The sequence below is a fragment of the Phenylobacterium sp. genome (assembly GCF_036402295.1).
Taxonomy (GTDB): Bacteria; Pseudomonadota; Alphaproteobacteria; order Caulobacterales; family Caulobacteraceae; genus Phenylobacterium.
This window is the reverse complement of the sequence record NZ_DASWTE010000193.1, coordinates 1-3,683: the sequence shown is the minus strand read 5'-3', so window position 1 is coordinate 3,683 and position 3,683 is coordinate 1. Positions and strand designations below refer to the sequence as shown.

Genomic DNA, 3,683 nt, shown 5'->3' with positions numbered 1-3,683 from the left:
CCGCGCCCGTAGAGCCGGCCGCCCGTCTCGGTGAGCGTCCAGGGATCGGTGCTCCACGGCTGCCCGTCGACCGGCACCACGTCTGTGTGGCCCGACAGCACGACGCCGCCTTCGACGGCCGGCCCGATGGTCGCCATCAGGTTCGACTTGGTCCCGTCGGCGTTGGGCACGCGGCGGTGCGGCACCGACAGCCCGTCGAGATAGCCCTCGACCCACTGCACGAGCTCCAGGTTCGAGCCCCGCGATGTGGTGTCGAAGGCGATCAGCTTCGCCAGGATGTCCTTGGCCGCGGGATAGAGGTCTGTCGCGGCCATCGTCCTATCCCTGCTGGATCCGGCCCGGCGCGGCCAGGACGTCGATGAGCTCGATCCGGAAAATCAGCGGCGCGCCGGGCGGGATCTGGCCCGCGCCCTCCTCGCCGTAGCCCAGGTTGGACGGCACGTAGAGCAGCCACTCGTCGCCTGGCCGCATCAGCTGCAGCGCCTCCTGCCAGGCGGGGATCAGCCGGTCCAGGGGCATGGCGGCCGGGGCGCCGCGCTCATACGAGCTGTCGAAGACGGTGCCGTCCTCCAGCTTGCCCTCGTAGTGGACCTTCACCTCGTCCTTGGGACCCGGCTTCAGGCCGTTCACAGGACCGGCGCGGACGACCTTGTAAGCCAGGCCCGACGGCAGGAAGGTCACACCGGCTTCCTTGCCGACCTTGGCCATGAAGGTCTTCGAGACCTCGGACTGCTGCGCCGGCGCGCCCGGCTCGGCGACCTTGGTCTTCTGCTGGCAGCCCGCCAGCGCCAGGACGGCGGCCGCGACGATGAGGATACGCTTCATGGGGTCTCTCTGGGCGCGCCTTAGACGACCCGCGGCGGGTAGCCCCGCTCGCGCAGCGCGTCCATCACTTCCTGGGTGTGCTGGGCGTCGCGGGTCTCGATCATCACATCGAACTCGGCGCCCTTGGCCGGCACGTCCAGCGCCAGGCGGTTGTGGGCCACCTCGATGATGTTGGCGCCCATCTGGCCGATGATCATCGACACGTTGGCGAGCAGGCCCGGCCGGTCGTCGCCGATGATGCGGAGGGAGACGATCCGGCTCTCGCGCACGAGCTCGCGGGTCAGCACCGACGCCAAGAGGCGCGTGTCGATGTTGCCGCCGGTGATGACCAGGCCGCATTTCTTGCCGCGGAATCGCTCGGGATAGGCGAGGAGCCCCGCCAGCGAGGCGGCGCCCGCGCCCTCGGCCACCGTCTTCTCGACGTTGCAGTAGAGGGCGATGCCGCGCTCGAAGTGCGGCTCCTCGATCAGCAGCACCTCGTCGATCAGCGGCCGGGCGACGGCGTAGGTGTGCTCGCCCACCTCCCTCACCGCGATGCCCTCGGCGATGGTGGACGTGCCGTTGGTCTGGGCCGTGCGCACGCCGCGCATCTTGGCGGTGAATGAGGGGAACATCGCCGGCTCCAGGCCCACGATGCGGATATCCTTCTTGATGTGCTTGGCCGCGGTCGCCATGCCGGCGATCAGCCCACCGCCGCCGATCGGGATCGGCAGCACCTCGAGGTCGGGCACGTCCTCAAGCATCTCCAGCGCCACCGTGCCCTGGCCGGCCATCACGTCCAGGTCGTCGAACGGGTGCACGAAGGTGAGCTCGCGGTCCTCGCAGACCTTGCGGGCATGGGCCGAGGCCTCGTCGTAGCTGTCGCCTTCGATCAGCACCTCGGCGCCGTGGGCGCGGGTCTGCTGCACCTTCACGAAGGGCGTGGCCTTGGGCATCACGATCGTGACCGGGATGCCGAGGCGGGCGGCGTGGTAGCTGAGGCCCTGGCTGTGGTTGCCGGCCGAGGCGGCGATCACGCCGCGGGCCCGCACGTTCTCGCCCAACAGCAGCAGCTTGTTGAGCGCGCCCCGCTCCTTGTAGGCCGCCGTGAACTGCAGGTTCTCGAATTTCACCCAGACCTGCGCCCCGGTGATCTCGCTGAGCGTCCGCGAGAAGCGGCAGGGCGTGCGCTCGATATGACCCTTCAACCGCTCTTGCGCGGCAAGGATGTCGTCGAAGGCGAAGGTCATGAGCGCGGCCGGGGGTCTGGAAAAGGCGCGCAACCTAACGGCGGCGGTTGCCTCGGGCAACGGCGGCTTTGAACCGCAGGGCGCTGAAGCCGGATAAAGGACCAGGTCTTCCGGTCGCGCGGCCCCAGCCGTGCGGCAGGCAGGTCTCATTTCGAAGTCCTGGGAAGGCCTCCCATCAGTAAATACGACGCCGCGGACAGTCGTCCGCGGTCGAGAACGCGTACGCATCACCGATTTGACTGGAGCGACTGGAATCATGTCCGCACTGAACGACCTCTTCACAGACCAAGGCGACGCCTGCGCCGCCCATCACAATCCCCCGATCGCTGAAACCATCAACGGCGACGCCGGCGCCGAGACACTTGCCGGCGGCAACGGCGACGATGTGATCGACGGAAATGGCGGCGGTGACCTGATGATCGGCGGCAACGGCCGCGACCTCTTGATCTGGGACCCTGGCGACGGCAGCGACACCCTGGACGGCGGCAATGGCGTCGACACGCACCTGTTCAACACTTCGGGCGGCGCCGAGGTGATCAACGTCTTCGCCCAGGGCGAGGCGGCGATCCTGACCCGCAACCTCGGCAACATCACCATGCGCATCGACGACGTCGAGCGCTTGGCGATCGGCCCCGGCGCCGGGGACGACACGATCGCGGTCGGCGACCTGCGGGGGACCGACGTGCGCGAGGTCTCGGCGGAAGGCGGTGCGGGCGCCGATACGCTCGACGCCAGCGCCTTCGCCGGACCGCATCACCTCTCGCTGTCCGGCGGAGACGGATTCGACCGCTTCGTGTTTTCGGCCGGGGCCGACAACGGGGTCGAAGTCACCGACTTCCAGGCCCACGCCGGCGCGACAGATGGCGACGTGATCCAGCTCCTGGGCGTCTCGGACGCCAGTTTCGCGGAGGCGCTGGCCAACCACCACCTCGTCCAGGCGGGAAGCGACGTCATGATCCTCGACGCCAGCGGGATCATCGCGACCTTGCGCGACGTGTCGCTCGCCAGCCTTTCGGCGGCCGACTTCCTGTTCGGCTAGCCGTCCCCGAGTGCTGGGCGGCGTACGTCAGTTCCTCGACGCTGCGCAGCCTTGGCCGTGGCCGCTCCTACTGTTCCGGCGGCCTGCTGGAGCCCCCTTCGACGCCCCCAGGTCGGAGGGTGGGCTCCAGCCCTTCCTTCAGACCGGATCGAACTCGGCGACCAGATGGCCGGGGGCGATCTCGCGGAGCTGCGGCGGCAGGGGCGGCGCGCCGCCATCGGCGAGCAGCCTGGAGGGCGCGAAGCGGAACGCGGCCCTGGGGTCCATCGGGCTGGGCGGCTCGCCCTCCAGCCTGAGGCGCCGGCGCGTGCGCTCCACGGCGGGGTCGGGGATCGGCGCGGCCGAGAGCAGGGCCTTGGTGTAGGGGTGCTGCGGCGCCTGCCAGATCCGCTCGCGGTCGGCCAGCTCGATGACGCGGCCCAGGTAGAGCACCAGCACCCGGTGGCTGATCTCGCGCACCACGGCCAGGTCGTGGCTGATGAAGATCATCGAAAGCCTCATGTCCTTCTGGAGCTGGATCAGCAGGTCGATGATCTGGGCGCGGATGGACACGTCCAGCGCCGAGACCGCCTCGTCGCAGATCACCAGCT

5 protein-coding genes are annotated in these 3,683 nt (G+C 69.3%); 1 reads left to right on the top strand and 4 read right to left on the bottom strand.

The genetic code is table 11. The features are described 5' to 3' along the window. The 3 genes from VGD44_RS12120 to VGD44_RS12110 form a co-directional block, all read right to left on the bottom strand. Positions 1–314, bottom strand: a 314-nt coding sequence (locus tag VGD44_RS12120; RefSeq protein ID WP_331087296.1) for a M20/M25/M40 family metallo-hydrolase, incomplete at its 3' end; no start/stop codon positions are given. A gap of 4 nt (positions 315–318) precedes the next feature. Beyond that, positions 319–825, bottom strand: coding sequence for an FKBP-type peptidyl-prolyl cis-trans isomerase (locus tag VGD44_RS12115; protein ID WP_331087294.1), 507 nt, complete (start codon positions 823–825; stop codon positions 319–321). A 20-nt stretch (positions 826–845) separates the two neighbouring features. After that, a complete protein-coding gene (locus VGD44_RS12110) occupies positions 846–2,054 on the bottom strand; it encodes a threonine ammonia-lyase (protein ID WP_331087292.1) in 1,209 nt (402 codons plus the stop codon). A gap of 256 nt (positions 2,055–2,310) precedes the next feature. Here VGD44_RS12110 and VGD44_RS12105 point away from each other — a divergent pair, with 256 nt between their 5' ends. Next, positions 2,311–3,093 carry a hypothetical protein gene (locus VGD44_RS12105; protein ID WP_331087290.1) on the top strand — a complete coding sequence of 261 codons (783 nt, stop codon included), beginning with the start codon at positions 2,311–2,313 and terminating at the stop codon, positions 3,091–3,093. 138 nt (positions 3,094–3,231) lie between these two features. Here VGD44_RS12105 and VGD44_RS12100 read toward each other — a convergent pair. Then, positions 3,232–3,683: ABC transporter ATP-binding protein (locus VGD44_RS12100; RefSeq protein ID WP_331087288.1), on the bottom strand; the 452-nt coding region annotated here is incomplete at its 5' end.